We start from the raw sequence: 21,548 nt of genomic DNA on the forward strand, positions 1-21,548 counted from the left end.
AATCTGCATTTAAAAAAATAACCAAAGGATATAACTGGACAAAAAAATCTATATTCTACACAAGTTTAGTAGTTCCAAATCTAATATTTAGATATTAGATACTGAATTTGGTTAATATTGTAAATTATTAAGTTGTTTCGGAATAGAATGGTCGTTTTTTGCAATTTTAAACGGGTTTTTGCGAGTTAATGCAGCGAACATCTGGAGTATCGTGCAAAACTCCTTTCTTCAGTTTACAGAAAAAACGTTTAGTGGCTTGACATAGAGCCTCTACGGACAGTTTTCTAGGAGAAGGTACAAGGCACTAATCCCTGTTTTACTAGGCATTGAACCTAACATGCCCACTATTCCATGCAGAGCGGATATATCTAATTTTATTTTAAGGTTATACTCCAAATTAAAGTGATTGACTGACATACAAGGGAAGTAATCTTTAAATTTATATTGCCATGATTTTTGGACGGCCTGTTTTATGCACACTTATAATCTGTTTTTTTATGTTGAGTAAATAAAGAGCCGTTCGAGTATAATCAGTCCCTCATCCAGTACACGAACTTTTGTAAAACTATCTCCTAACCGAGGAAAAGAAGTAATTTGAATTAAGAAAATGGAGTGTTTAATTTTGGGAAACACACTGAGTTCACACAAATGGAAATTGATTTAATTAATAATTTAGTGTGCCATATTACGGTGATTATGGTTAAACTAAGAAATGGTTGAAATGTCCCTTGATTGAAACTTTTAGATTTCAATAAATTAGCCATAAGGATGGTGTGAAAAATGGAGTTCATCTTGATGTCAATCATTTTTATTTTAATAGGGTTGTCTGTAATGTGGCTATCTATTTTTGGATCTAATGTAAAAATTAAAGAGTCTTCCTCTGGAACACCAACAGATGTTTCTGACTTTTTCCTTATGATGATTTATAAACTTTTCCCTCCTATAATTAGAAGGATATTTTTATTTTTGTTAGGATTAGGTATTGTAATTGGATTCATATATTTACTGTTTTTAAAATCCTAGCTAATGGATACGGTTAGGAACATCTAGCAGATTCATCGCTCAACTGTAGAAATCGAACAATCGCCTAAAAGAACATATTGATATGCATATAAACTGAAGTTTTATTTCATACTCTGGTTTTTTGTATACATGTACGGCGAATTGGTTTATTGCAAACCAACTTTGGAAACAGTGATGAGGAGATTCTTTTATTGCAATTTATACAAGTAGGGATGGGGCTTGTCGCTCGTCAATATCATGTAGAATCCCCCAGCTGCGTAAAATGCGGCTGGGGGTGTTTGTAAGGTGAGTACCTGTCACCTAGCTTATGGAATGAAGTAATATACATAGGACATATTGGGCCGCCCGGTCACGATGACGAAAGGCGGAGTCACTTACTACTATCATTTGAACGGCCATGGAGATGTCGTGGCATTGACGGATGCAAGCGGAAATGTCGTCGCGCAATACGAGTATGACGCATGGGGCAATATTGTGTCTAAAACCGGTGCGCTGGCAACAGCGAACCCATACCGTTATGCCGGTTATTATTACGATGAGGAAACCAGGTTATACTACCTAATGGCACGGTATTATGATGCGAATATGGGACGGTTTATTACAAGAGATACGTTCCATGGGTTTGAAAATGAGCCGCAAAGCTTGAATCAGTATGCGTATACGAAAAATAATCCGGTGATGTATATTGACTCAAGTGGGCATTTAAGAATAATAGGAGTGAACTTGGCAGGCTCAATTTTTAATTTTGCTATCGGCGCAGCCGTTGGTGGTGGTACTGGTGCAATCCAAGCCTTTATTATTAAAAAAGGAAAAGAGGCAGCGAAAAGGCTGTTTTATAAAACCGTAGTGTCCCGTCTACAAGCTTGGGGAGCAAATAAATTAGCTTGGATTGTAGGCTTTGCAGTGGGGGTTGCACTTGATTATTTAGATATAGGTACAATGATTGCAAAGGAAATTGACAAGCGGGATAAACATCCTAAAAACGGGTGGATTGATATTTAATGAAAAATTGGATGAAATCTATTACTTTATTTATATGGGGGACTCTTTTTCTATATCTAGTCAATTTCTTTGGTATACCTAAAAACATTTACTATTTTCTAATAGGTGTTCCTTTTGCTACCGGGATTGGTTTACTCATTATATTTCTTTTTGAAAAAAGTGATGATACAAACAAAAAATAATTATATCACTCGTGATACTAGGTGATCGTTAGGAACCTGCCATTTCTCGATATCATGTAGAATCCCTCCAGCTGTAACTGGAGGGGGTTATCGGATGACCATCTGTTTCGAAGCGGGTACCTAGCACCTGTCGAATTAATGTCCAGAAAAAGTGTTCCAACACACCAGACAGGTAGTTATATAGGAAAATTAATCTGAATCTATGTAATAATTTAACGGACATATCGAATCGATTGATCGGATGATATATTTGATTTTAGAGCATTTTTCTTCGAGAATACAGCATAGAAGTGAGTGCCTGTCACTTATCGAACTTGTCTGAAATGCGCTCATCCAAGAGGTAATGAGGAATTCGGAAAAAACGGGAGTGATCGTTGGCGTCGAATCGGTCGTCCATTATGGGTTGAATCTCATCTATTTCCTAAAGGAAATAAGAGTCCCGTTGGGGGCAATCCGATGCGTGCAAAATGGTCCAAACAACTCGGACAATTTGACAGATGAAGAACGAGGCAAAAAAGCACTGGTGATCGCAAAACTGCTCAAAGACGGATGTTTAGCTATTCTCTCATTCTTCACCTAGAGTCCCCGGGAGAATTTCATCAGCCTCTGCTTAGTGAAGGAATGTCGGCACATGGATACCCAGAGACATGAGAGAACTCGTCCTCATCAGCCGCTCAGAGATCCAAAGTGAATTCTCCTTCCACTGGATTGGATATACAAAAATACTCAGTAAATGTGGAGCGCGTTTATGAACGGTTAGAGATTCTATATTACTTAACGCTTTTTTACAAAAAATATGGCAAGCAATATAGGAATGAGAGGATAAAACATCATAAACTTCCAAGCATTCTCTGCGCCCCTGAAATAATAAGCGACAGGAAAAAATAGTAAAGCACTAAATACAAAATGGATTCTCCTGTTTTTCATCAATCCCAACATAAGAAAGAAAACAGAAAACCCCATTAATAACCAAAATAATAACCCTATCCAAAAGAAATCCATTTTCTCCCTCCTTTTTTGAATTGTAACATAAATTTTGGGGAATGAGATCAGTGTTTATCACTTGTCGAATATGATGGAAAATCTCCCTAGCTGTGCAAAATGCGCCTAGAGGGAGAATCGGATGAGTACGTGGCTTGGTTTATGGGATGAAGCCGCTGCCCATAACAACATAAAAGAAGCAGCCACACAAGGATATTCTATAAATCAGTCAAGAAACTTTGAATGGTACGAGCCACAAAATAGATGTAGCATTCAACGATATTGAATAGGCGCTATACTATTGGATGGAAAACAAAATAATGGATAGGTTGATGTCTGATGAAAAAAATTAATCTTTCTTTTTATATGTTTATTTATTTGGAAAAGTATTTACAATTATTTAGATGGTCATTATTTAGAAACCTTACTTGGTATTAATCGACCTAGCCTTTTATATTATGTTGTTGTTTTTCCCGTAGGTTTGGGAAGCGAATTGCTGATCCTTTATTTTTTCATTAAACGTATGTTGGATCCTCGTGATAGAAAAAAATAATCGACTGCTTCACGAGTGTTACTGAGCCATGATTTTACTAAAAATATGGAATGATTGAGCTAGACGCCGAGCGGCAAGCGAATGGCTTGCCGACTGCGGCAGAAAAGCGAGGAAATCAAGCCATGTCAATGGGTTTTTATTGGATCATCAACACACCTGATACTGCATATATTTTCACGAAACATTTTGGAGCCATGGGGAAAAATGACGACTCGTTATTCATACAAGGAACTATTGGTTTTATCATCTTTCTTGATTAGAAATGGCGCTTTTTTGTCAGAAGCAATTTTCGCACATAGCTTATACAAATAATACATTCCGCGCAGTTGTTCCGTAATTAAGTGATCCATATATAAAAGGGAGTCTTTTGCGATTTTTTCTGCTTGGGCAATATTGTTATTGTCAAATTCAGCGATCATTTCTTTGACCGTATCGAGTGAGTAAACGGCTGCGCGTAGTGTGCGAATAATCAATAATTTGCGGATATCGGCACGGCTATATTTTCTGTATCCGTTCTCCTCGTCCCGCTCCGGGATGACCATTCCTTCCTTTTCCCAATGCCTTAGTGTGGAGCTAGGCACTCCCACCACTTTAGCTACTTCCCTGATGGTAAACCAAGCTTGTTTTTTCTTTGGTAAAAATTCATCGCTGTCACTCATTTTTAATGCTTTCAAAACTTGTTCAGCCCGTTGCCTTTCATGGTATAAATTCGCTTGTGCTTCATTGACAAGCCATAGAGCTTCTGTAATTTTGTTTTCATGTAAAAGGGGCATGATTTTTCTGATCAGTTCCATGCCAAATCCCGGATACATCGCGCGAATGCATTCGAAATAGGCGACATGTGTTTCCGTGTAGATTCTATAACCATTTGCTTTCCTCTCAGGGGGAGGGACAAGCCCCCATGATTCATAATGTCGAAGAGCGCTCGTACTAATATTTAATTTGCGGGCAATGTCAATTGGGCGAATCATTTGGATCTCTCCTTCTTTTATGCACATCGATAGAAAGTTTATAAAAAAACATTAAACCATGGATGACGGCTTTTTGTGAAATAAACCTTATTATTTCAATGGTTAATTTATCAAACTTTAGGACTTGCATCAATGTTATATAATGGGGGTGAATTGCCTAAATTAAGGGAGGTATTGATGTGCACGACCATATTATGATAAAGGGTGCGAGAGAAAATAATTTAAAAAACATTTCTGTAAACATCCCCAAAAACAAGCTGGTAGTTTTGACAGGGCCGTCGGGTTCAGGAAAGTCCTCACTGGCGATGGAAACACTGAATCAGGAATGCCAAAGACAATATATGGAATCTTTAGGCATGACCGTTGATTTTATTAAAAAACCGAAAGTGGACTTCATGATTGGATTATCACCGTCCATTAGTATCAGCCAACAAATAACGAATCGAAACCCTCGCTCAACAGTAGGAACAGTGACCGGCATGTACACTTATTTGCGGTTGATCTATGAAAAACTAGGAGAACGCAAATGCCCCAATTGCGAAACAATCATATTACCGATTATAGAAAATGAAGCCAATGTAGATGAAGCATTACAACATGTCACTTGTCCTAACTGCCACAGACAATTGGATAAATTCACCATTTCTCATTTCTCTTTCAACACTCCCCAAGGTGCTTGTCCGACTTGTGATGGATTAGGAAAAGTAAATGACATTCGGGTCGATTTAGTGTTTGATGAGGGGGCAAGCTTAAAGGAACAATGCGTGCGAATATGGAATAGCACTTACGGTGAATATCAGAAGCAAGTATTTAAAGCAGCTTGCGACTATTACGGGATCCAGATAGATGAAGATCTGCCGTTAAAGCATTTTAGCGATGAACAGAGAGCTCTATTGTTTTATGGCGTCGAAAGCAAGGAATTTACAGCTTATTTTCCTGATAAAAAGCCTCCTAAGACGGTGGCGGCGGGAAAATTTGAGGGAGTGCTTACCGGGATGAGAAGGAGATACAACGAAAAAGGCGGCAACTCAGGGGAAGCCCACCTTTTTTATTCACGACAATGTCCCGATTGTGAGGGAAAACGGTTGAAAAAAGAGAGCAGGGAAGTGGTCGTAGCGGGTGTCCCAATTACGGATCTTACCAATATTTCGCTTGAGGAGCTGTTATCGTGGGCCCAATCATTACAGAAAGCGTTATCTAGTGATAAACTGGAAATTGTTGAATCATTTCTGCAAAGTCTCATTGTCAAAATAGAGCGGTTGATCCATGTCGGCTTAGGGTACCTATCCCTTGACAGGCAAACCATCACTCTTTCCGGAGGGGAAGCGCAGCGCTTAAGACTGGCGACCGTCATTGGCTCGGCACTGACCGGTGTACTTTACATTTTAGATGAACCGACTGCGGGACTTCACCCAAGAGATACAAAAGGTCTCGTTCAAGTGATGAAACAGCTGAGAGACTTTGGGAACACGCTTCTGGTCATTGAGCATGATGTGGATGTCATGAAGGAAGCGGATTACATTATTGATATGGGGCCGAGTGCTGGACATCTTGGAGGAGCGGTAGTTGGAGAGGGAACTTTGCTTGAATTAATGGAGCAGGAAGCATCGGTTACCGGCGCCTTTTTACGAAATCGATCAGAACGTAAATGTCAGCGAAGAAAAGGGACTGGCGAGTATTTGACCGTTTATCATGCGCACAAACATAATTTAAAAAATATTACTGTGTCTTTTCCATTAGGCTGCCTTGTTAGTGTGACCGGGGTCTCCGGGTCAGGAAAGTCGACGCTCGTTTTTGATGTTCTGGCGGAAGGGGAAAGCGGTTTTCATCAAGGGTGTGAAAAAATGACCGGTTTTGAAGCAATTGATAAAATGATTACCGTCGGCCAATCGCCGTTAAGCAGGATGAAACGCTCAAATATTGCCACATACACGGACATATTTACACATATTCGCAACCTTTATGCGAATTTGCCGGAAGCCAAAAACAATCACCTAAGTGCAAAAGACTTCTCCTTTAATAGTCCAGGAGGCCGTTGTGAAAATTGCCAAGGAATGGGGATGGTTTCTTTAGTCATGCATTTTCTTCCGGAGCAAGAAGTAGAGTGTCCAGTTTGTCGCGGGAAAAGATTTGAAGAAAAAGTGTTAAAAGCAAAGTATAAAGGATATTCGATTTCTGATATTCTCGACTTATCGATTGAAGAGAGCCTGCCAATATTCGAAGATCATCGAAAAATCTCATCGGTGATTCAATTATTATGTGAAATCGGTCTCGGTTATTTAAAATGGGGGCAATCGCTCACAACGTTGTCCGGGGGAGAAGGGCAGCGTTTGAAATTGGCAAAAGAATTAAAGAACCAAACTACTAATAGGACACTTTTTTTATTGGACGAGCCGACCGTCGGGTTACATCCAGCCGATGTACACAAGCTGCTTGTTTTGCTCCATAAGCTCGTTGATGCGGGAAACACGGTCATCGTTGTGGAACACAATAGCGAAATCATTCGCTCCTCCGATTGGGTGATTGATCTAGGACCAGAAGGAGGGAATGATGGAGGAATGGTGATGGCTGAAGGGACACCTGAGGAAATTGCGAGTAATCCAAACTCTTATACAGGCAGATTTTTGATATAGCAGAGGTGCTTGTCACTTGTCGAAGAAATAAAGATCCTGTTCTGGTTGGTGTTAGGGAATGTTTCTCGCTCAGATAGGTGAGTGAGTTGGTAAGAAATGCGAACAGTGAGTGTTTTTTGACGGGAAATCAATCATAGCCAAAGTAAGCCAGTCATGTATATCGATGAAGAGGTTGGCTTTGCTCTCTTATTTTCAAATGCCTATCGCGAAGTCTTTCACTTCTTAACGGCATGGAGGTGGGAGGTTCATATCCCGGTATATGAAGGGGAAAAAGAGCACGAATCTTTGGATTAAGAAGGAAGAAAAACAGGCCTTTCCTGTGTTTATGGTAGGAAAAGGCCTGTTTTTTAAAACGTATATTAATAGAGCGCACGGAAAAATCCATCAAGGAAGTGCTTAGCAATGACCCATTTAGATAATTGCTTCATCGTTTCCTTTTTTGGTGTTTTCACTTCAAGCGGGACGATGATGTCCATTCCGTGCTTCATCTGTTTCGTTGGATGGGACACAATCGTTTCATTTGGGCGAAGACCGCGTTCAATTTCTTGTTTCTTTCCATGTGAAATTCCAAGTGTTACCTTTCGTTTTTCGAGTTTGCCGCGATGAATCACATAGACAAATGACTTCGTTTTTTCATGCCACACCGCTTCGGCAGGAACAGTCATCGCTCCGTTTTTTTCTTTTGTCACGATTGTGATGTTGACGTGATATCCGAAAGGAAGGGATTTGGGCTGTTCGTTCAACTGCACGGTAAACGGATATTCGCTTTTTTCTTGAAAACTTGTTTCGGTGACTGGAAATTTGCCGATATCCATAATCGTGCCGGTAAAGGCTGCTTTTTCATTTGGAACATGGACCACTGCTTTTTGTCCAACGGCGATTTCTCCGAATCGTTTCTCTTTCACTTTTCCACGGATAACTGCGGAAGGGGAAGCAATGGTGATCAGCGGTTTGGAAGGATGATCGCTGATTTCTTCGACCCAACCGGCTGTTTCACTTTTGACAACGAGCTCCTCTTTTTTCTCTGTTAGTTGGCTCTGTTCTGCCTCGTATTCCTGTATTTTTGATTCGAGCAATGCTTTTTTCTGCTCTGCTTCCCGCGCTTTTTCCTCCCATTGTACCTTCTCCAGACGATCTTCCGTAACCGAAGAGGCCAGCGTTGTATAATAATCGACATCTTCCGAAAGCTGCTCCATTTGTGTGCGAAGTTGTTCTTGTTTGCTTGCGATGCGCTGCAGCTCCCGGTCAATTTCTTCGTTGGCATAACGGATAAGCGGTGTGCCTGCTTGTACTTCTTGTCCGGGTGTGACAAGGATTTCAGCAATGGTGCCGAACTGTGGATGATCGTAAATGAATTTTCGTTCCGCTGGCGCCGTCATGCCGGTCGTGTCAACCGTCTCTTTTATATTGGTTTTGGTTGGTTTGCTCCGTTCGTTCACATAGACTGATTTTGGAATTTTGCTATGCTGATGAAACAAAAGATAAAAGTTTGCCCCTATAATACATAATGCGAGGACGATCAATATATATGGTCTCCAACGTTTCATCCGTTTCCCCTGCCTTTCATTACAATTCACTAAATAGAAAGTTTGTATAAGCTACTAATCATTATGCCGAAAAAGAGATAAACGGCGATCACAATCATCGCAACGCGTTGGACCGGCTTTTCCGTCAAGGAGCGAAGAGCGATGATTTGTATCGATATGGCCCAGATCGAAAAGACGGAAACGGTTCGCAAAAGAGCCCATATAAAGGTGTGTTTCGTGATATAAGGTCCCCACACTCCAAGAGAAAAAGGAGAAAAGAGATTTTTTATCCCGAGAAATAGCTGAAATGGAAAGAGAATCATATTTTCAAGTAAGAAAATAGATAAAATTGCTAGTTGAATGGTGAATAGTTTTAGAAAATGAATATCAAAAAACAAATAAAAAATGATAGAAGAAATGAATAAAAAGAACAGCGGGACGCATATCCCTCCTAAAACATGGCCCAATGCGAATAAAAGCTGAAGAAACGCAAATTGCTCACCTGTGTATTGGTCAAGATATTTAGTCAGTTCCTCTCCATCCATACCAAAATAACCACGAAGCAATGAAAGAATGACATGAAAAAATAAGAGAAGAAAGGCGACAATCGCCACATGTTTTAACCGTTCCGCTTCCCTAAGCTGGGCAAACGCAATTTTCGGCTGAAAAATTTCTTTAAGCGGATTGCTTTTATATACCATCAGTAAATCCCCCATATGTATCAAAGTAGACATAAGCCTATTGTAATATAAAGGTAAAGAATTTGTCATCTAAGGTATTATTTTCAATGGTTTCCTTATGAACATATTTAAAGTATAGATGGGAGAGGCTCGTGAAAAGCCTCCATTATCATTGTTCAATGAACGGGCTAGGATCATTGGAGGAAATTTTTTTATTTTTATCGCTTACTTTTGAAAAATTTAATAAACCCAAGTATAATACCAATAGCCAAAATGATAGTCCCGATTGTTAATGGAATCCATCTTAGCAGCAACGAAATGAAAGAATACGGCTCCTAAAAAATAAAGACTGGTGCTAGAAATAGCATGATATCAAGCGGGGCTTACCATTTTTGTGCCGTTTAAAGGCCGTAGCATTCAGTAACAACAGAATGAAACGGAATGACCAAAAAGAATAAGGCCCATCTTTGTCCATGAAAAAATGAAACATATATAAAAGTTTATTTGAGTATTATAGGTTGATATCGTTTAAAAGCTCTTGTGCAGCTGGAGTGAATCTTTCTTTTAGCGGTGCCATCCAATGAAGCGTGTCACCATTTTCTCGGCGTGACCGAGACAAGTCCGTGACTTGTCTCCGACCGTCGAAAACAGCAATTTCTGCTTGGGAATGGGGCATCTATGCCATCCTTTCGTAGGATAGAGATCTTTCGCAAACGGTGGATTCAGTGTCGAAATCATCATGGAACAAGCCATAGAAAAGATCTAAAAAATGGGTTCCTTAAAATATCATCAAGAATGTTGGACAGAGCAAAAGGAGCTCATTCTTTATTGCGCGCTTATCGACCCCTCTGCTTATGGCGATTTGGGGGCTATGCGTTTTTTGGCGATGAAGGGGGTGCTTTTGCTTTAAGCGTGCCTTGGTGGGCCTATGCGTCTTTAGCATACGGCCGTTTTTATGGGCATTTGTAAGGAAGCGTTCTATAAAAATGAATAAGCAAAATAAAAGGTAAGGAGACTAAATCTATGAGCTTATGGGAACTACTTGTCGGACTTATTTTAGGTGCTGTGGAAGGCCTAACAGAATTTGCCCCTGTTTCTTCAACTGGCCATATGATTATTGTGGATGATATGTGGCTTCGCTCTCAAGATTTTTTAAATGAAAGAGTAGCGAATACCTTTAAAGTTGTCATTCAGCTTGGTTCGATTCTGGCGGTGGTCGTTGTGTTCCGAAATCGATTTATTGAGCTATTAGGGTTGAAAAAAGGGACAAGCGACCGGCCGAACCGGCTTCGCTTAACCCATGTGATTGTTGGATTATTGCCTGCAGGAATTTTGGGTGTTTTATTTGAAGATTATATTGATGAACATTTATTTTCGACAAAGACGGTTTTGATTGGTCTGGTCATTGGGGCCCTATTAATGATTGCCGCGGATTTATTCGGTGGGCGCAAACAAACGGTTGAGACAGTGGATCAGATTACATATAAACAAGCCTTTTTCATTGGGCTAATTCAATGCTTATCGTTGTGGCCTGGATTTTCTCGTTCTGGCTCGACCATATCAGGCGGTGTGCTGCTTGGAATGAGCTACCGGGCGGCGGCCGATTTTACGTTTATTATGGCGGTTCCGATTATGGCAGGGGCGAGTTTTTTGTCTCTCGTAAGCAAATGGAAGTATTTCACCGTAGATGTGATACCATTTTTTATAGTAGGGTTTATTAGCGCTTTTATTTTCGCGTTAATTTCCATAAAGTTTTTCCTTCAATTAATTAATCGCATTCGGTTGATTCCTTTTGCCGTTTATCGAATCGCATTAGCGTGTTTGATCTATATTCTCTATTTTTAACAGATCGAATTGGGAAGCTTCCTATCTCTAAACAGAGTGTAGGGGGGAGAGGTGCTTTTTGTTTTAACACCGTTCTAAACAAGAACGGTGTTTTATTATGGGTGAAAGCTAGCCTGTTGTGGAGATGTTGTGACCGCTAAATAAAACTGAACAGAATTTGATTGATTAAATTGAACAGTTTTTTACCAGTTAGAAGCGTGCACTTTACATGGAGTGGCGTACATGATAGCCTCGTTTCATGCGGCTGATTCTTGTTGTTGCTCGCTTTTTAGGAAATATCTTGTACGCAGAGGCTCCATGTCAAGTGATAGGGATTACGCTGGAATTTCCAGAAAAGTGTTCACTCTTATTTAGCGAAAACTGTTCAATTTTACTTGACGGTTACAGATGTCACTATAAACGATAAAATGAAAAATGGTTGTAGACAAAATCAAAATGGACTTTGCCTACAACCTGATTTCGCATTACGATTCAATTAAAAAACCAGCTTTTTGCAGCGCTTGGCAAGCGGCGTCAAGCTTGGCCAGCGAATCGGCTTCGAGCGTATGAAGATGCGTGCCGTCTGTGAGCTGAAGCAAGTAGGAGGAGTTGGTTTGTTTAATTTTTTGAATGAACTGATCCACTTCTTGACGACTGCTGACCATGACAGAAGCCGTTAAATCGCCGTAGACGGGGTGTTCAATTTTTACATCCTTCATGGTCACTCCATGATCGACAATTAAGTATAGCTCTTCTTTTGTTTGTTCCGGTGTATGGTAGCAGGCTATGGTGCGCGTATAAATTTGGTTAGGAGCCGGCGTTTTTAAGTAGAGATAGCCTTGGCTTGTGGCGATAATCGGTTCGTTACGCGCTTTAAGCAGCGAAATGTCTTGGACGATGACTTGACGGCTGACGTTCGCTTTTGCCGCTAGCTCCGCTCCGGTCAGCGGCAGTCCGCTTTCTTTGAGCCATTTTAAAATCAGCTCTCGCCGCTTCTCCCCTAAAATTTTCTTCTCGGTTTTCATAGGCTCTACTCCTTTCGTTGTTGACAAATGGTTTCCAACACGGTTAAAAGACGGTCTATTTCGTTTAGTGTCGTCCACTTGCCAAATGAAATGCGGACGAATTGCTTCGCTTCATCTTCTTCCTTTCCAATTGCGATCATTGTCCGTGAAGGAGCTTGTTTTCCAACCTGACAAGCACTCCCTGTCGAAATGGCGATGCCGTAGCGGTTGCACTCAAGCATTGCATATTGCCCCTCCATTCCTTGTACTGAAAGACCGAGGATGTTTGGCAAGTGGGCGTCGGGATGTCCTTCAATGGCAACAGGCAGCCGCTTCTCATGAATTCGTGAAATTGTATACTGACGAAGGCGTTCAAGCCGCGCATGTTCATCGGCTAAATGTTCGCAGGCCTGCTGCGCAGCGGTGACAAATGACGCAATGCCTGGCACATTCACAGTTCCAGGGCGAAACCCAAATTCGTGTGTTGCCTGGAGGAAGCAAGAGGTCCATTTGATGCGCGGATCAATATAGACAGCCCCGACCCCTTTAGGGCCATAAATTTTATGCGAGGAGATAGATAAGCTGTCTATCCCCATTTTTTGTACATCCACTTGTATTTTACCAAAGGTTTGTACACAGTCGCTATGAAAGATGACCCCGTGTTTTCGCAAGCGTTTGGCGATCTCTTGAATCGGCTGAATGGTGCCGATTTCGGAGTTTGCATGCTGAATCGAAGCCAAAATTGTTTGCGGAGTGATGGCATTTTCCAACTCAGCCAGATCAATTTGGCCGAAGCGATCTACAGATAAATACGTGACTTCATAGCCTTCCGTTTCAAGCTGTTGAAATAAATGATATAACGATGCGTGCTCGGTTGCTGTTGTAATTAAATGATTTCCTTTATGGCGATGGGCCTCAATCATCGAACGGACGGCAAGAAGATTGGATTCTGTACCGCCGCTTGTAAAATAAAGACCTCTTTCATCGCCGCCGATCAATTCGGCAAGCTGCTGGCGGCAAATGTGCAGAAGCTGGGCTGCGTGGCTGCCGATATCATGTAAGCTACTTGAATTGCCGAAATATGATGAAGCCGCCTTTGTATAAGCGGTTAATGCTTCTTCGCTCATGGGTGTTGTCGCTGCATAATCAAGATAAATCATATAATCATTCCCTCACATTTGGAAAAATAAAAGTCTTGTCATCAGTTTAATTATGTGTCAATATAGGTGTCAAGACAGTAAATAATAACAGGGGGCTTTTGTATGCCACAAGCGGATGTGATTATTGTAGGCGGAGGCCTAGCATCGCTCGTAACGGCTTATCATTTGTTTGAGCATAAAAATGTGATGATTTTCACAAAAGCGAAAAAAGAAGAGAGTAATTCTTGGTTAGCGCAAGGAGGTATCGCTGCTGCTTTGTCTGGCCAAGATCATTGGCATTTTCACTATCAAGACACGATCATTGCTGGAGCAGATCATAATGATGAACGTGCTGTAGAAATTCTCGTTCAGGAAGGCCCGAAACGGCTTTTAGAGCTGGTGGAAACCGGCTTGCAATTCGATACGGATCAAAACGGACATTTTCATTTTGGAAATGAAGGAGCCCATAGCCAGCGGAGAATTTTGCATGCAGGAGGCGATCAGACGGGAAAAGCGATGACCTCGTTTTTAATGGAAAAGCTATACGGCCATGTCACCATAGTGGAAGATGAGCGCGTCATTGATTTGCTTGTCGCTGACGGGCGCTGTATCGGTGTGCGCACGAAAACAGGTGCTTATTATGCGGATGCCGTTGTATTATCAACCGGCGGCTGTGGAAGGCTGTATTCTTTCTCCTCTAATGCTGAAACGGTGACTGGAGATGGTATTGCCTTAGCGTATCGGGCCGGTGCAGCTGTGACGGATATGGAATTTATTCAATTTCACCCCACGATGCTTTATGTGAATGGCAGGGCGGTCGGATTGATTTCTGAAGCTGTGCGGGGAGAAGGGGCGGTACTGGTCACAGAAGATGGGAAAAAATTGATGGAGTCCATCCATCCACAGCAAGATTTAGCGCCAAGAGACGTCGTAGCTCGGGCGATCCATGCCGAAACCGCCAAAGGCGGCCGTGTCTATCTCGACATTTCGATGATTAAAAATTTTGCGGAGCGATTTCCAACAATAGCGAAATTATGCGAGTCTCACGGTGTTGGTTTGCAGGATGGCCGGCTTCCTGTTGTACCAGGCGCTCATTTTTTAATGGGAGGAATCCAAGTTGATTTATCGGGACAAACATCGCTTGCGGGCTTGTATGCAGTCGGAGAAGTGGCTTGTACTGGAGTACATGGCGCTAACCGCTTGGCGAGCAATTCGCTGCTTGAGGGACTGGTGTTTGGCGCTCGTTTAGCTGAAGTGTTGAAGCAACGCGGGAGTGCAGAAAAGGGGCGACGCTTTCCGTTTGTCAAGCCGAATTCGGTTAAAAGCTTTACAGGCTCGTTGCCGGATAAGGGACAAATTCAAGAGATCATGATGCGATATGTAGGGATTGTGAGAGATGAACGAAGCTTAGCGACCGCAAGAAAGTGGCTGGAGCAATTTTCTATTCCGGAGCTTGTCAAGACCGACGTCACTTCATGGACAGAAGAAGAAATCACCGTTGCTTACATGCTCATTACTGGATGGCTGATCACTACCTCAGCGCTTAAGCGTACAGAAAGCCGCGGCGGCCATTACCGTTCGGATTACCCGACAGAGGCCATGCATTGGAAAAAGCGGCGGATTTTACGAACAAAAGAGGAATTTTTCGCGAGAATAGGAGGAACAGCATGAATATCATCAAGCTGCAACAAATGCTGCAACAGTTTTTTTTAGAAGATATTGGCGAACGTGATGTGACTAGCGAGACGATTTTTCCTCATCATCATTTAGCTTCTGGTTCATTTCTTGTTAAGGAAGCCGGTATTTTCTCTGGCGCTGACATTATGAAAACCGCGTACCACCTGCTGGACCCATCGATTAGCGTTACGCTATATAAGCGAGATGGCGAAAAAGTAGATAAAGGAGACGTCATTGCTTCGGTTTCCGGTCCCATTGCTCCGTTATTAACGGGCGAACGTGTCATTTTGAATTTGATTCAGAGAATGAGCGGCATCGCTACCATTACTCATCAGGCGGTGATGACGTTAAATAGCGAATATACGCGCATTTGCGATACGCGCAAAACAACTCCAGGACTTCGAATGCTGGAAAAATATGCGGTCACATGCGGCGGCGGATATAACCATCGCTTTGGTTTATACGATGCGGTGATGATAAAGGATAACCATATTGCCTTTTGCGGCTCTATTACAAAAGCGGTTCATACCGTGCGCCAGCAGCTTGGTCATATGGTTAAAATCGAAGTGGAGACGGAAACGAGGGAACAAGTAATAGAGGCCGTAAAGGCAGGAGCGGACGTCATTATGTTTGATAACCGGACACCAGAAGAAATTAGAGAGTTTGTTCAGCTTGTGCCTTCTGCTATTATTACAGAGGCTTCCGGCGGCATCACCCTTGAAAATCTTGCCGAGTATGGCGATACAGGCGTTGATTATATTTCGTTAGGCTTTTTAACTCATTCTGTGAAAGCGCTCGATATTAGTTTTAATATTGAAGGATAAAAGAGGAGGGAACGAAATATGAACGTATTGGAAATGATGCAAAAACAGGATCATATGCCAGAAGTGTATAAAACGCTTAACGCGGTTGAAATGGAGGAGCGTGTTCGGAAGATTAAGGAGAAAATGGGGGAGAAGCTATTTATCCCTGGACATCATTATCAAAAGGATGAAGTCATTCAGTTTGCGGATGCAACAGGGGATTCTTTACAGCTCGCACAGGTGGCCGCAAAAAATAAGCAAGCAGAATATATTGTTTTTTGCGGTGTTCATTTTATGGCGGAAACGGCGGATATCTTAACAGGAAACCACCAAAAAGTCATTTTGCCGGATATGCGCGCAGGCTGTTCGATGGCCGATATGGCGGATATGGCGCAAGTGGAACGAGCATGGCCGATTTTACAAGAACAGTTTGGCGATACGATTTTGCCGTTAACCTATGTGAACTCGACAGCAGCCATTAAAGCATTTGTAGGGCGAAACGGTGGAGCGACCGTGACTTCTTCGAATGCAGAAAAAATGGTCGCTTGGGCGCTTGGACAAAAAGAGCGGATCTTCTTTTTGCCGGATCAACATTTAGGCAGAAATACGGCATATAAACTTGGCATTGCGCTTAATGAAATGGCGGTTTGGAACCCGTTAACGGACTCGCTTGAGTACGAGGGAGATATCAAGCGAATTAAAGTCATTCTTTGGAAAGGACATTGTTCCGTTCATGAAAATTTTCAAGTGAAGCATATCGACTACATTCGGAAAACAAAACCGGATATGAATATTATTGTCCATCCAGAGTGCAGCTGGGAAGTCGTACAAAAATCAGATTATGCCGGTTCTACTAAATATATTATTGAGATGATTGAAAAAGCTCCTTCTGGGAGCAAATGGGCGATTGGAACGGAAATGAATCTCGTCAACCGGTTAATTCAACAGCATCCTGATAAAGAAATTATTTCTTTGAACCCTTACATGTGTCCATGTTTAACGATGAATCGCATTGATTTGCCACATTTGCTATGGGCGTTGGAATCATTAGAGCAAGGAAATATCATCAATCCAATCACCGTGCCGGTCTCCATTGCCGAAGATGCCGTACAAGCATTAAAGAGAATGTTGGCGCTCGCTTAGACATAACAAGGTCTATATGCAGACCTTGTTATTTTTTTATCATAAATTCATTTTTTGCTTCATAAGTTATGTTGAAGGATGATGATGACAACGTGCCAATGAAATAGAATGATTATTGTTTGAGTGTAGGAGGGGGAACGGAGTGAAAATCCATATTGTGCAAAAAGGAGATACGCTTTGGAAAATCGCGCAAAAATACGGAGTTGATTTTGAGCAGTTAAAGCACTTAAATGGCCAATTAAGCAATCCGGATTTAATTATGCCGGGAATGAAAATTAAAATTCCGACTGCAGGGGTTCCGGTAAAAAAAGAAGCACCAAACAAAGAGTATCCAAAGAAGGAATATCCAAAAAAAGAGTATCCGAACAAAGAACATCCAAAAAAGGAATATCCGAAAAAAGAAGAGCCGGTTCAAGAGCATCCATTTTCCAACGCTAAACCGTTTGCTTCATTCAATTTTGAAGCTGAAATCGCTCCGAACGTGAACATTAATCCGCCTGCTCAAGAAATACCGATAAATGAAGTGCCGAAGCCCAAACCGACAGCACCAATTGAGAAAAAGCCAAAGGAAACTCCGAAAGCGCCGACGGCCAATATTCCGAAAGAACTACCAAAGCAGCCGTCTTATGAGCCACCTAAATCTAATATTGGCGTGAATCAAGCGGCAGAAAAGCATGATCACAAAACACCATTCCAAGCTAATCCATCGATTTCGCCGCAATCAAATGTGAATTATCCAAATCAAATACCGGGCCTGCCGCCGATTCCGCCAAAGCCGGACAACATTTTACCGAATATTATGAAGCCAGATACGGACATAGAGCCATCAGAGAATCAGGAGCATCCATCATACGATCAACATGATCAACCGCCGGAACTGCCGACCATTCCATATGTTCCGATTGCGCAGCCACAACAGCCGACCTACCAGATGCCAGCTTACTTGCCACCTCAAGAGCAAGGCTGCATTCCGGTTACTCCTGTCATGCCAGGTTATGGATTTTATTATCCGCAGGCTCCGGTAGCGCCGATGGCTGCGCCGTTCTCGCAGCCTGCCGCACCATTCTACGGGGAGAGCGGCTCGCATCCGTTTCCTGGAGTACAGGAAAGCATCGAATCGCATGAGTGGGGACCGCCAGCACCGCCGGCTTCATCAGCGAATATACAGCCCAATGCTTCCCCGAACCTTCAGCCTAATGTATCACCTAATGTATCGCCTAATATGAATATGCCGCCTAATGTTCAACCACCTGAAGAACCAATGATGGTATCTCCGCAGCAGATGTCAGGAGGATGTTACACGGTTCCGATGATGCCTTGCTATGGTTGGCCTGTACAAACCTATCAACCAATGTACGGATCAACGGCTCCTGGCTATTATTCGCCGTATCCGCAACAGCAGCCGTCAAGCTTTTCACCATATCCAGCCGCGGCACCAGCTTATCCGTATGCACAAGGGCCGGGACAGCCATCTTATTACCAGTCGCCACAACCTGCCGCTTTCCCACAAAATCCACAACAATTTTTTATGATGCCAGAATATGGGGAAAGCAGCGACTACGAAGAATAGCCATATAGGAGACGGTGAGAGCCATCGTCTCTTTCTTTTGCTTCAAGCGGAATATGGGTTGTGCGTGGAGGAAGCGGCGGCTATTAAGCCACATGTACAAATAATTGATACAAATAAAGGAAAATGGATTGTGAAAAAATATCGCACCTTTTTTGAAGCGTCGCGGCAGCAGATGTTTATTCATTTATTAAAACAGGCAGGCTTTCAAGCCGCCCCCTCTATTACTGGGGTGGCCGTTTCTGAAAATGCCTGTTGGACGCTGCAGGAGTATATTCCGCATTCCAATCCGTTTGTTTTTACAAGCGAGAAAGATCGAAACGAAGGCCTTTGCCTGCTTTATGAGTACCATATTTTTTCGCAGCGTTTGCTGCAGCAGCCGTTTTTTGCCACTATGCTGCCTTATTATCAGCTGTGTGAAAGATGGAAGCAAAGATATTTATCTTTTCTTCATGATTTGCCGGTATGGCAGCAAATCATGAGGCATGAGGAGCTTACTTTTATTTTGCAATGTGCCCAATATAGCTTAGAAAAAATTCCTTTATTCATTCCTTCTTTATTAGCAGAACCGATGACCATTATTCATGGCGATGTCGCTTCACACAATTTTTTGCGGGCTGAAAACGGAAGTGCCTATTTAATTGATTATGACTTAATAGCGGTCGCTCCAAGCGGCATCGATTATTTGCAATATGCCAATCGCATATTGCCATATATGCAATGGTCTTTTGCTTTATTGAAAAAATGTCCTATATTGGAAGATTTTTTAGAAAAGCCATGGTTTTTAATGGCCTTGATTTTTCCAAGCGATATATTTCGCGAATGCCGATCATTTATGAAGAAGCGAAAGCCTTTCGCGATTCCATACTTTGAACATCGCAAACAGTTTGTGCAAAAAATCGCCAATATGATAAGATAACGTATATCTTATTTTTCGTGAAAGGAAGTTGAATCATGGAGGAGAAAATTGAAAAGTTAGTGGCCTGGCTTCGCGAACAAGTAAGCAAAGCTGGATTGAACGGGGCGATTGTCGGGATTAGCGGCGGAATTGATTCGGCTGTGGTGGCGCATCTTATTAAACGGGCTTTTCCGGACAACTCTTTAGGATTAATTATGCCGTGCAAGAGCAATCCAAAGGATCAAGAGGATGCATTAAAGGTCGTTGAAAGCTCGGGTATTCGCCACTTTGTGATTGATTTAACAGAGACGCATCAAACATTATTTGCAGAAATCGAAAAACAGCTTAAAGAAAAAGGAGAATGGAATGAGGAGGCGGCGCGTCTTGGCGATGCCAATACGCGAGCGCGTTTGCGGATGACAACGCTGTATGCGGTCGCCAACAATTATGGGTATATCGTAGTTGGAACTGACAACGCGGCTGAATGGCACACAGGTTATTTTACCAAATATGGAGATGGCGGTGTCGATCTTGTTCCGCTTGTTCATTTTACAAAAGGCGAAGTTCGCGAAATGGCCCGAATTCTTGGTGTGCCTGAGGAAATTATTACAAAAGCGCCAAGTGCGGGTCTTTGGGAAGGCCAAACGGATGAAAATGAAATGGGAACAACTTATGAAATGATTGATAAATATTTAAAAGGGGAAGAAATTCCGGAAAAAGATCGGTCCATCATTGAGAAGCTACATCATCGTTCACATCATAAACGCCAGTTGGCCGCTGCGCCGCCAAAATTTTAATGTGCATGGGCCAAAAAACTTCCCGGTTTCTCTAAAAAACCTCTTTTTGCTTTCAATAGCATAAGCCATATTCAAATGAGATGAACCAAATATCATGCTTTCGCCTGTCTTTATGGATAGGTTGGTTGTTCAAAAGGAATTATACCGATATCAGAACTTGATTTTTACCGCTAACTAACAGCGATAAAATCCCCTCTTATTTGCCAAGCTAAAAATGGGTCAAGGTGCTTGACCCAAGGCAAATAAAGGGGGTTTTTCCGTTGAGAAAAACAATCGCGGCAATAGGCGTTTTTTGTTGTGTGAGTGGGCTTGCCGCATGCGCAAATTACGATGCGGAAGATCGGGCAACACGCTATCGAGATGAAACAAGACCGATCGGTTATTATTCAACGGATCGGACGAATACTCCATATACGTATGGCCGTTACGGAACAAATATTGAGAATGACGGAAATGCCTATATGATGGACAACCAAAATGGTCCAGTTGCGGATTTTTTCGGTACGGATGCGCTTCGTCGAGATCGTTACGATCGGTCGACTCCATCGCTGCCTCTAGAAGCGAATTTCGGCAAAGCAGACCAAAATTATCATGGTCACTTGCAAAATAATAAAACACATCCTTCTTATTACGACCATTATGACGGACGTTTTGCCGAGCAGGTAGCCAAAGAAGCGGCTAAAGTCAAAAATGTCAGCGATGCCCGGGCGCTTGTATATAAGGACCATGTATTAGTAGCCATTCAAACGGGAGGAAAAGATGCAAATCGTACGGAGCAAAATGTAGCGAAAGCGATCGCTCCATATACGAAAGGAAAGCATGTGCGCGTCGTTTCGAATCCAAGCATGTATCAGCGCGCTCGCGTCATTGACAATAACATACGTTACGGCCGCCCGTTTGAAGAAATTAACCGGGATTTAAAGACGATTTTTTATAAAGGGAAAATAATGGAAACTCCAACCAATACACGATAAATGCTGCAGGGAGATGCCGGCAAATGGCATCTCCTTTTTCTTTTCAAACGGTCTAGACCTCCTCACGAAAAAACGGTATCGTCCTCCAATTATGAAGTTAGCTGGTACAGCTGGGCTTTCATTAAGCGAATGTGCGATGGGAGCAAAGTGTGACATTGAATTATTAGAAAC

The 21,548-nt window shown here is 42.2% G+C and carries 18 protein-coding genes; 11 read left to right on the top strand and 7 right to left on the bottom strand.

Translation table 11 applies throughout. The features are described 5' to 3' along the window. Window positions 1-1,377: 1,377 nt before the first annotated feature. Both B6A27_RS19125 and B6A27_RS19130 read left to right on the top strand, forming a co-directional pair. Window positions 1,378-2,025 (top strand): RHS repeat-associated core domain-containing protein, encoded by a 648-nt coding sequence (locus B6A27_RS19125; protein ID WP_236631842.1) that lies wholly within the window; start codon window positions 1,378-1,380, stop codon window positions 2,023-2,025. 525 nt (window positions 2,026-2,550) lie between these two features. Further along, a complete protein-coding gene (locus B6A27_RS19130; protein ID WP_066146151.1) occupies window positions 2,551-2,787 on the top strand; it encodes a hypothetical protein in 237 nt (78 codons plus the stop codon). A 194-nt stretch (window positions 2,788-2,981) separates the two neighbouring features. Here B6A27_RS19130 and B6A27_RS12120 read toward each other — a convergent pair whose 3' ends face one another. Together B6A27_RS12120 and B6A27_RS12130 are read right to left on the bottom strand one after the other, a co-directional pair. Next, the gene (locus tag B6A27_RS12120; protein WP_080862231.1) at window positions 2,982-3,209 is read right to left on the bottom strand and encodes a hypothetical protein; all 228 of its coding nucleotides are present in this window, start codon (window positions 3,207-3,209) and stop codon (window positions 2,982-2,984) included. A gap of 747 nt (window positions 3,210-3,956) precedes the next feature. Further along, window positions 3,957-4,712, bottom strand: a complete 756-nt coding sequence (locus B6A27_RS12130) for a MerR family transcriptional regulator (protein ID WP_201722562.1) — start codon at window positions 4,710-4,712, stop codon at window positions 3,957-3,959. Between the two features lie 179 nt (window positions 4,713-4,891). Between B6A27_RS12130 and uvrA the strand changes: the two genes are divergently transcribed. Further along, window positions 4,892-7,345 carry an excinuclease ABC subunit UvrA gene (gene uvrA, locus B6A27_RS12135; protein WP_080862232.1) on the top strand — a complete coding sequence of 818 codons (2,454 nt, stop codon included), beginning with the start codon at window positions 4,892-4,894 and terminating at the stop codon, window positions 7,343-7,345. 359 nt (window positions 7,346-7,704) lie between these two features. Here the strand turns inward: uvrA and B6A27_RS12140 are convergent, their stop codons facing one another. From B6A27_RS12140 to B6A27_RS18680, 3 genes are all read right to left on the bottom strand, one after another. Next, a complete protein-coding gene (locus B6A27_RS12140; protein WP_044744675.1) occupies window positions 7,705-8,892 on the bottom strand; it encodes an efflux RND transporter periplasmic adaptor subunit in 1,188 nt (395 codons plus the stop codon). 29 nt (window positions 8,893-8,921) lie between these two features. Further along, window positions 8,922-9,572, bottom strand: coding sequence for a hypothetical protein (locus tag B6A27_RS12145; RefSeq protein ID WP_080862233.1), 651 nt, complete (start codon window positions 9,570-9,572; stop codon window positions 8,922-8,924). A 490-nt stretch (window positions 9,573-10,062) separates the two neighbouring features. After that, the gene (locus B6A27_RS18680) at window positions 10,063-10,227 is read right to left on the bottom strand and encodes a hypothetical protein (RefSeq protein WP_156450479.1); all 165 of its coding nucleotides are present in this window, start codon (window positions 10,225-10,227) and stop codon (window positions 10,063-10,065) included. A 347-nt stretch (window positions 10,228-10,574) separates the two neighbouring features. Here B6A27_RS18680 and B6A27_RS12150 point away from each other — a divergent pair, with 347 nt between their 5' ends. Continuing rightward, entirely contained in the window at window positions 10,575-11,396 is an 822-nt protein-coding gene (locus B6A27_RS12150; RefSeq protein WP_044744673.1) for an undecaprenyl-diphosphate phosphatase, read from the top strand. A gap of 464 nt (window positions 11,397-11,860) precedes the next feature. Here B6A27_RS12150 and B6A27_RS12155 read toward each other — a convergent pair whose 3' ends face one another. After that, complete coding sequence (locus B6A27_RS12155) at window positions 11,861-12,400, bottom strand: transcription repressor NadR (RefSeq protein WP_080862234.1); 540 nt, start codon at window positions 12,398-12,400, stop codon at window positions 11,861-11,863. A gap of 5 nt (window positions 12,401-12,405) precedes the next feature. Beyond that, window positions 12,406-13,539: an IscS subfamily cysteine desulfurase gene (locus tag B6A27_RS12160; RefSeq protein WP_080862235.1), complete on the bottom strand. Its 1,134-nt coding sequence runs from the start codon at window positions 13,537-13,539 to the stop codon at window positions 12,406-12,408. A 102-nt stretch (window positions 13,540-13,641) separates the two neighbouring features. Between B6A27_RS12160 and nadB the strand changes: the two genes are divergently transcribed. From nadB to B6A27_RS12195, 7 genes are all read left to right on the top strand, one after another. Continuing rightward, window positions 13,642-15,189, top strand: coding sequence for an L-aspartate oxidase (gene nadB / locus B6A27_RS12165; protein ID WP_080862236.1), 1,548 nt, complete (start codon window positions 13,642-13,644; stop codon window positions 15,187-15,189). Beyond that, a complete protein-coding gene (gene nadC / locus B6A27_RS12170; protein ID WP_044744669.1) occupies window positions 15,186-16,019 on the top strand; it encodes a carboxylating nicotinate-nucleotide diphosphorylase in 834 nt (277 codons plus the stop codon). The genes nadB and nadC overlap by 4 nt, the downstream gene beginning before the upstream one ends. A gap of 18 nt (window positions 16,020-16,037) precedes the next feature. Beyond that, on the top strand, window positions 16,038-17,141 hold the full coding sequence (nadA, locus tag B6A27_RS12175; RefSeq protein WP_080862237.1) for a quinolinate synthase NadA: 1,104 nt from the start codon (window positions 16,038-16,040) through the stop codon (window positions 17,139-17,141). Window positions 17,142-17,283: 142 nt separating this feature from the next. Next, window positions 17,284-18,711, top strand: a complete 1,428-nt coding sequence (safA, locus tag B6A27_RS12180) for a SafA/ExsA family spore coat assembly protein (RefSeq protein ID WP_080862238.1) — start codon at window positions 17,284-17,286, stop codon at window positions 18,709-18,711. Beyond that, complete coding sequence (locus B6A27_RS12185; RefSeq protein ID WP_080862239.1) at window positions 18,683-19,627, top strand: phosphotransferase; 945 nt, start codon at window positions 18,683-18,685, stop codon at window positions 19,625-19,627. The genes safA and B6A27_RS12185 overlap by 29 nt, the downstream gene beginning before the upstream one ends. 35 nt (window positions 19,628-19,662) lie before the next feature. Then, window positions 19,663-20,403, top strand: coding sequence for an NAD(+) synthase (nadE, locus tag B6A27_RS12190; RefSeq protein ID WP_066146119.1), 741 nt, complete (start codon window positions 19,663-19,665; stop codon window positions 20,401-20,403). A gap of 260 nt (window positions 20,404-20,663) precedes the next feature. Then, the gene (locus B6A27_RS12195) at window positions 20,664-21,377 is read left to right on the top strand and encodes a YhcN/YlaJ family sporulation lipoprotein (protein ID WP_080862240.1); all 714 of its coding nucleotides are present in this window, start codon (window positions 20,664-20,666) and stop codon (window positions 21,375-21,377) included. Window positions 21,378-21,548 lie beyond the last annotated feature (171 nt).

It is taken from the genome of Anoxybacillus sp. UARK-01, assembly GCF_002075365.1.
Classification (GTDB): domain Bacteria; phylum Bacillota; class Bacilli; order Bacillales; family Anoxybacillaceae; genus Anoxybacteroides; species Anoxybacteroides rupiense.

Coding starts and splice junctions, on each gene's coding strand:
- B6A27_RS12140 (WP_044744675.1), bottom strand. CDS start 8,892: ATGAAACGTTGGAGACCATATATATTGATCGTCCTCGCATTATGTATT.
- B6A27_RS19130 (WP_066146151.1), top strand. CDS start 2,551: ATGAGGAATTCGGAAAAAACGGGAGTGATCGTTGGCGTCGAATCGGTC.
- nadE (WP_066146119.1), top strand. CDS start 19,663: ATGGAGGAGAAAATTGAAAAGTTAGTGGCCTGGCTTCGCGAACAAGTA.
- B6A27_RS12160 (WP_080862235.1), bottom strand. CDS start 13,539: ATGATTTATCTTGATTATGCAGCGACAACACCCATGAGCGAAGAAGCA.
- B6A27_RS12145 (WP_080862233.1), bottom strand. CDS start 9,572: ATGGTATATAAAAGCAATCCGCTTAAAGAAATTTTTCAGCCGAAAATT.
- B6A27_RS12185 (WP_080862239.1), top strand. CDS start 18,683: ATGGGGAAAGCAGCGACTACGAAGAATAGCCATATAGGAGACGGTGAG.
- B6A27_RS19125 (WP_236631842.1), top strand. CDS start 1,378: ATGACGAAAGGCGGAGTCACTTACTACTATCATTTGAACGGCCATGGA.
- B6A27_RS18680 (WP_156450479.1), bottom strand. CDS start 10,227: ATGCCCCATTCCCAAGCAGAAATTGCTGTTTTCGACGGTCGGAGACAA.
- nadC (WP_044744669.1), top strand. CDS start 15,186: ATGAATATCATCAAGCTGCAACAAATGCTGCAACAGTTTTTTTTAGAA.
- B6A27_RS12120 (WP_080862231.1), bottom strand. CDS start 3,209: ATGGATTTCTTTTGGATAGGGTTATTATTTTGGTTATTAATGGGGTTT.
- B6A27_RS12150 (WP_044744673.1), top strand. CDS start 10,575: ATGAGCTTATGGGAACTACTTGTCGGACTTATTTTAGGTGCTGTGGAA.
- nadA (WP_080862237.1), top strand. CDS start 16,038: ATGAACGTATTGGAAATGATGCAAAAACAGGATCATATGCCAGAAGTG.
- B6A27_RS12130 (WP_201722562.1), bottom strand. CDS start 4,712: ATGATTCGCCCAATTGACATTGCCCGCAAATTAAATATTAGTACGAGC.
- nadB (WP_080862236.1), top strand. CDS start 13,642: ATGCCACAAGCGGATGTGATTATTGTAGGCGGAGGCCTAGCATCGCTC.
- B6A27_RS12155 (WP_080862234.1), bottom strand. CDS start 12,400: ATGAAAACCGAGAAGAAAATTTTAGGGGAGAAGCGGCGAGAGCTGATT.